Origin of the sequence: Flavobacterium sp. (assembly GCF_044368625.1) — a bacterium.
GTDB lineage: Bacteria > Bacteroidota > Bacteroidia > Flavobacteriales > Flavobacteriaceae > Flavobacterium.
Genome location: NZ_JBIPPD010000174.1, coordinates 1 through 6938 on the forward strand (window position 1 = coordinate 1; position 6938 = coordinate 6938).

Sequence of the window (6938 nt, forward strand, 5' to 3'; positions counted from 1 at the left end):
GACTAAAATAAGTAATAAAAAAACGGATTTTTTTAAATTCATAAAAATGTAATATTAATTTAAGGTCAAGTTTAACAGAAACTTGGCAGCAAAAGTAATTATATTTAATTAATAATGTAACTTTGCACCCGTTAAGAAAAGATTATTTTAACAAAACGGGATTAATTTAAAATTATTTATGAAAAAACTTGTAATTAGTATGTTCTTTGTTCTGCAAGTTGTTTTTGCTTGGTCACAAGACAGGACAGCGGGCGTTACTGGGAAAGTTGTTGATTCAAAAACGCAAAAACCATTAGAAAGTGTTGTAGCAACCATTCAAAACACGACCTTTATGGCACTAACCAATAAAGAGGGTGTTTTTGTTTTTGAAAATGTGATTGTGGGAGATCAACTTTTAGAGATTAACACAGCTGGATATGCGAGACAATTGCTTTCGATTTCCGTGACTGAAGGAAGTATTTTGGATTTAGGAACTATTGTTTTAGAGTATGATAATACTGAGGAACAACAATTGAGCCTTATCACCATTACCGAAAGCGATTTGGGTGATGACAATAGTGGTTCGGAAAGTACAGCAGGATTGCTTCAGGCTACACGAGATGTATTTCAACAAACAGCAGCTTTTAATTGGGGACAAGCCCGTTTTAGAATTAGAGGTTTAGATAATGAATACGGAAGAACCATGATTAATGGCGTTTTGATGGACAAAATTTATGATGGAAGACCGCAATTTGGTAACTGGGGAGGACTTAATGATGCAACAAGAAATCAGGAATTTACAGCTGGATCTACACCGTCAGATTACACTTTTGGTGGCGCTTTAGGAACGCAAGAAATTAACACACGAGCTTCAATCTATCGACCAGGTTCCAGAATTTCGTTTTCGGGAACCAACACCAATTATAGCTGGAGAACCATGGCTACACACGCTTCTGGTATGGACAAAAATGGTTGGGCTTTTGTAATTTCGGGAGCTAGACGTTGGGCAAACGAGGGTTACTTTGAAGGAACTGACTATGCAGCAAATTCCTTTTTTGCTTCTGTTGAAAAGCGTATTAACGAAAACCACAGCTTGAACGTTACTGCAATTTACGCACAAAACAGCAGAGGAAAAAACTCTCCAAATACGAAAGAAATCAATGATTTAGCAGGCATTAGGTACAACTCGTTTTGGGGATACCAAGATGGCAAAAAAAGAAACTCGAGAGATAAAGATGTCGAAGAACCCCTTTTTATTTTAAGTCATTACTGGAAAATAAACGATAAAACCAATTTAAACACGAATGTTGCTTATCAATTTGGTTCAATCGGAAACAGCCGATTTGACTTTAATGGTGCTAACAATCCTGATCCAACGTACTACCGAAATTTACCAAGTTTCTACACAACCCAACACGACGATTTTGGCGATTATGTTGGTGATTCACCTGAAAATATCAGAAATGCAGAAGCTACTCGAACCAATTTCTTGAACAACCGTCAAGTCGATTGGGCAGCGATTTATGATGCTAACATCAGAAATGGTGGCGAATCGACCGTAATTTTATACGAAGATCGAACGGACGATAAATTATTTACAGCCAATACCATTTTGAATTCACAGCTTTCGGATAATATTATTTTAAACGCGGGAGCAACTTACCGTAAATTGAAATCTGAAAACTTCCAGAATGTTGTGGATCTTTTAGGAGGCCAATATTATAAAGATGTAGATCAATTCTTTTCGGGAGATCAATCGCAACCTAACTTATTGACACCAAACCGTCAGGTGGTTGAAGGAGATCGATATGGTTACAATTATATCTTAAATGCAGATGTGATGTCGGCGTTTACTCAGTTTAAATTTTCGTACAATAAAGTAGATTTTTATTTAGCACAAAGCTTTTCTAAATCGGTTTATCAAAGAGAAGGTTTGTACCAAAACGGTATTTATCCAACCAATTCGTTCGGAAAAAGTGATAAGGCTGACTTTGAAAACTTTGGTTTCAAGGGAGGTTTAACCTATAAAATTACTGGACGTCATTTCTTGGATTTCAATGCCTTGTACATGACCAATGCGCCAACAATGCGAAATACGTTCCCCAACGTGCGTTTGAACAATAATATTGTTGAAGACCTAAAAAGCGAAAGTATTCAAAGTATGGACGCAAGTTATATTATTAGAACTCCAAAGTTAAAAGCAAGAATTACTGGTTTTTACTCAAAAATTCAAAACGCAACCGATATTGGGTTTTTCTATTCAGAAGGTGTAGGAATTCTTGATCAATCAGGTGCATTGCTTGCAGGAACTGGAAATGCTTTTGTGGCCGAAATTGTAACAGGAATGGACAAGAAAAACTTTGGTGGAGAATTTGGATTGGAATACCAATTAACATCTACTATAAAATTGACAGGAACGGCTGCTGCAGGACAATATACTTTTGACAACAACCCTAATGTAAAATTAAACGTAGATAATGCACAACGAGTGGTTGATTTTGGTACTTCTACAATGAAAAATTACAAACAAGCAGGAACGCCTCAAAAAGCCTATTCGGCAGGAATTGAATACCGTGACCCTAAATTTTGGTGGATTGGAGCTAATGCCAATTACTTAGACGATACCTATATTGACATTTCGCCACTTTTGAGAACAGATAATTTCTACAATAATTTTGAAGATCCACAAGGTTTACCATTTTATGGCGCAACCGAAGAGGAAGGACGTCGTCTATTAAAACAAGAAAAGTTTGACCCAATCCGATTGGTAAATTTAGTAGGAGGAAAATCGTGGAGAATCAGTAACAAAAACAGAAATACTGTTGGCTTTTTTGCCTCTATCAATAACGTTTTTGACGTTGAATACAAATCAGGTGGTTTTGAGCAAGCACGAAACGCTAATTTTAGAGAGATTCAGCAAGACTTACAAGGACCCGCTCGTTCTTTTGGACCTCGCTACTTTTACGGGTACGGACGAACGTACTTCGTAAACCTTTACCTAAATTTTTAATTAGAAAATACATAAATACGTATATATGAAAACAAATATTTTAAAATCAATCTTTATAATCGCAATCTCAGCTGGACTTTTATCAAGCTGTGTAAACGACGACGACTACGGTACTCCAAATTTAGATTTATTAAACTGTGAGATTGCCGCAAACATTACAGTGACTAAAACGCCTCAAGAAATTATGGCAATTGCAACCGCTGCAAATGGTTCTCCTGTAAAATATACCGCTGATGACATCATTGAAGCTTACGTAGTTTCGAGTGACAAAGGAGGAAACTTCTTTAAAACAATTCATTTTCAAACTGAAGATAAATCGTTCGCATTTTCTGCATCAGTTGATTTGGCCAATTACGCTAATTTCTACCAAGTAGGTCGTAAAGCCTATATCAAATTGAAAGATAGATACATTCAATTGAAAGATGGCGGATTGCTGATTGGCGAATTGGACGGAAATTCCGTATTCAGAATTCCTGCACCATTAGTAGTTCCAACTATCCCAAGAAGTTGTGATGCACCTATTTCAGAAGACGGGATGATTACAAAATTAACTATTACTGAGGCACTTGCTTCTAACGTACATTTGAATAAATTAATTGAATTTGACGCCGTACAATTTGCTGCAAGTGCAGTTGGAAAACCATACCATATTGTAGCCAACGGAAATTCAGGAACCAATCATTTGATTACGGATCAAACTGGAAAAACAATTATTGTTCGATCTGGAAGTTTTTCTAAATATGCAGTGAAAATCGTTCCCGAAAAAAGCGGAACAATCCGAGGCGTACTTACTCGTTTTGGAACTACATACCAGTTTACACCTCGATATGAATCGGATATTATGTTGAACAACGAGCGTTTCTACGTTAATACACAACTTGGAGGAACAGACGTACAATACTTAGGTGCTCGAACTGAAAACTTTGAGTCTTATCCAACAACGTCACCAAATAACAGAGTTTTTCCTTTGTACGTGAACGATTCATACGTGGGTAACCGTTATTGGGAAGTTAAAACAAACAACAACAATAAACATCTAGAAATGACTGCTTTTGGCGGTACTCCAGGTACATACGTGTCTTTATTTTATGTTCCCGTAAACATGACTACTGCAAATACTTTTTCATTCAAAACTAGAGATGGTTTCAATAATGGTGCTGTATTAAAAGTATACTATACAACTAATTATACTCCTGGAACTGACGTTGCAAGTGCTACATTGATTGATATTACAAATCAGTTTACAATATCAAACACACCTAGCGGATTTGGATCTACATTTATAAATAGCGGTGTTTTTAACATTCCTGTTACGGTAACAGGAAATGGTTTCTTTGTATTCGAATATTCTGGAACAAGCATTGCACCAACAAGAACAACAACTATGCAAATTGATGATATCGCAATCAACTAATGCTTAAAATGCGCTCGACTACTCCAAAAGGTTAGAGCAATTTATACTCCATTTTTGACAATAATGAGCTCGATATTTTATCGGGCTCATTTTGTTTAGATTGGTTTTTTTTAGAATAGATACCAAATGTTTCAATATACATTTTCTACTATTCTACGGCCTTTGAACTTTTATGTGTAAAACATTTCAGATTTAAATATATCTTTTTCATTAAATAAATTTTGACAATAATTCAAAGGTTTGTCGGATTAACGTTTTTCTGCCTGTAATCAATCATACACATTGCTTTGCCTCGATTGGATTAATTCATTACAGCATTTACGCGTTAGGGGTTGCTGAGAAAATGCTATTTTATCGCTCTTTCGCTACAAAAAGATTACTGCACTAAAATAGGGTTTGAATCGGTGTTCGGTGAAGTATCTTTGAAAAAGCAAGACCCACCGGTAAAAATCCGGACTAGCAAAACAAACAGATAAAGAAAATTTTAGATACTGATAACAGTAGCAATATTGCTGAATGAACACCTACTCTTTTAGCTACTCCTGATTTAAAATAAATTAACAAACGTTGATTTTTTCAAAGCAAAAAAACCATTTTCCTATAAATTTTATAAAAACGAACACACTAGCCAATGTTAGATCTCGCAGTTTATTTGAATCTTGAAACCTATTGATCTTGCATATTGTTTTATAAGAACCAACGCAGAATGAGATAAATTAGATACACACGCCTACTTGATCAGTCGGTGGATGCTTTTTTAAATACCACAATCAAAATGATTTGGATTTATTGCAACAAATACCCCACTCCAATCGACCCATAAAAATACCCTTTGTTGACAATGTTTTCGGCTTCTTGAGTTGTATAATTAAACGTATAGTGCAAATTCCAGTTGTTCTTTCGGAATTTAAAACCCGCCTGTCCCTGAAAGCGAAACCGAACCAGGTCGAAAGTCACCGGACTCGCATCACTCCATAGACGGCCTTGAATGGTAGCATCATAAATTTGATAATTCAACTTTGGACTGATAAAAAAATAAAATTCGGTCGTTTCCCGATAATTCTTGTCGTACCTAAGCGAAGCATCATATAAATTGGATTCCGAAACGGGAAGTAAATTTTTGAAACCCATTCGTAAAACAGGTCCAGCTGTGATCTCGTTTAAAATTGTTCCTGCTTTAATTTCGGCTTGTGCCAAAAGATCGATCGTGTTATCATCATTTAAAACGACCATATTTTTTGCATAAAAAAACGCCGCTTGAACCAAAAGCGCATCATCAATTTGATATTGCCAACCTTCGACTCGTTCATAGCCAAACGTTTTGTGAAAGCGTTGTTGAACCTCTTCACCAAAGGCATTTTTGCCCATAAAACCAAGTTGAAAGCTGTATTTCAAAACCTGTTCCTTGACAAAAAACTTTTGAAATCCTGCTTCAGCAAATAAAAGTGCAGCAAAAGGTCGGTCGTTTACAAAAAAATTTGCGGCCCGAATGGTTTGAGGATTATAAATGTATTGTACCACTCGAAATTCGGTACTGTTCTTAACCACATGGCCTTTTTTAACGTGATTTAAGTAACGGTAATAAATTTCGAAACCGTTGGTGTAATATTTATCATTAACGCTGGAAGTATACAAATCGTTTTCTAAAATCAATCCCACTTCTGAAATATGTTTTTGTGCTACAGAAGTCAAACCAGTTAATAAAAACAATACTATTCTACACTTTTTCAGCATACATCAATACTCTAAATTGCCTACATACCGCATGTGTCTAACGATTCTGGTTTTTCGTCGTTCGATGTAACTGGACGAGTTACTGGCTTTAAACTTCCGGGGATTGGGCAATATTGCCGCTATTCCAGCCGCTTCTCTCTTGGTTAAAGCAGCAGCCGTTGTTCCGTACCAATGTTTGGCCGCAGCCTCAACACCATAAACACCGGTTCCCATTTCAATACTGTTCAAATACACTTCCATAATCCGCTCTTTACCCCAAATCAATTCAATCAAAACGGTAAAGTAAGCTTCAAGACCTTTACGAATATAACTTCGACCTTGCCACAGAAAAACATTTTTGGCTGTTTGTTGTGAAATCGTACTTCCTCCTTTTAGTTTTTTCCCTTTCTCATTATTTTCCATCGCCTTCTTGATGGCATCGAAATCAAAACCATTGTGCGTCAAGAAATTGCCGTCTTCACTGGCAATAACTGCTTTTTGCATGTTCGTGGAAATTTGCTCAATCGGAACCCAATCATGACTCGAAGTCATTTCTTGTCCGTCTAATTTTTGATCAATCGCTCTCGTAATCATCAAAGGCGTAAAAGGCACAGGCACCCACTTGAAAATAACTACCGACAAAATCGATAATCCAAAAAACCAAAGCATTGCTTTCCAAAGGAAACGAAGTATTTTTTTTATCATAACTGTATTTTTAAATTATTGTAAGTTCAAGTTATAAGTGCAACAGATAAATTAAAAACACTTGGAGTTTTCCTCCAAGTGTTTAAGGTCAAAAGCCTAAATTTGTCTTGCATGAAA

4 protein-coding genes are annotated in these 6938 nt (G+C 36.1%); 2 read left to right on the plus strand and 2 right to left on the minus strand.

What is annotated here, in order from left to right:
• The first annotated feature begins 178 nt into the window (after nucleotides 1-178).
• Both ACIQ2X_RS12105 and ACIQ2X_RS12110 read left to right on the plus strand, forming a co-directional pair.
• Nucleotides 179-2989: a carboxypeptidase-like regulatory domain-containing protein gene (locus tag ACIQ2X_RS12105; protein ID WP_396179175.1), complete on the plus strand. Its 2811-nt coding sequence runs from the start codon at nucleotides 179-181 to the stop codon at nucleotides 2987-2989.
• Between the two features lie 25 nt (nucleotides 2990-3014).
• Nucleotides 3015-4403, plus strand: a complete 1389-nt coding sequence (locus tag ACIQ2X_RS12110; RefSeq protein WP_396179176.1) for a DUF5689 domain-containing protein — start codon at nucleotides 3015-3017, stop codon at nucleotides 4401-4403.
• 786 nt (nucleotides 4404-5189) lie between these two features.
• Here ACIQ2X_RS12110 and ACIQ2X_RS12115 read toward each other — a convergent pair.
• Nucleotides 5190-6137, minus strand: coding sequence for a lipid A deacylase LpxR family protein (locus ACIQ2X_RS12115; protein WP_396179177.1), 948 nt, complete (start codon nucleotides 6135-6137; stop codon nucleotides 5190-5192).
• A 3-nt stretch (nucleotides 6138-6140) separates the two neighbouring features.
• On the minus strand, nucleotides 6141-6821 hold the full coding sequence (gene mtgA, locus ACIQ2X_RS12120; protein ID WP_396179178.1) for a monofunctional biosynthetic peptidoglycan transglycosylase: 681 nt from the start codon (nucleotides 6819-6821) through the stop codon (nucleotides 6141-6143).
• Nucleotides 6822-6938: the final 117 nt, after the last annotated feature.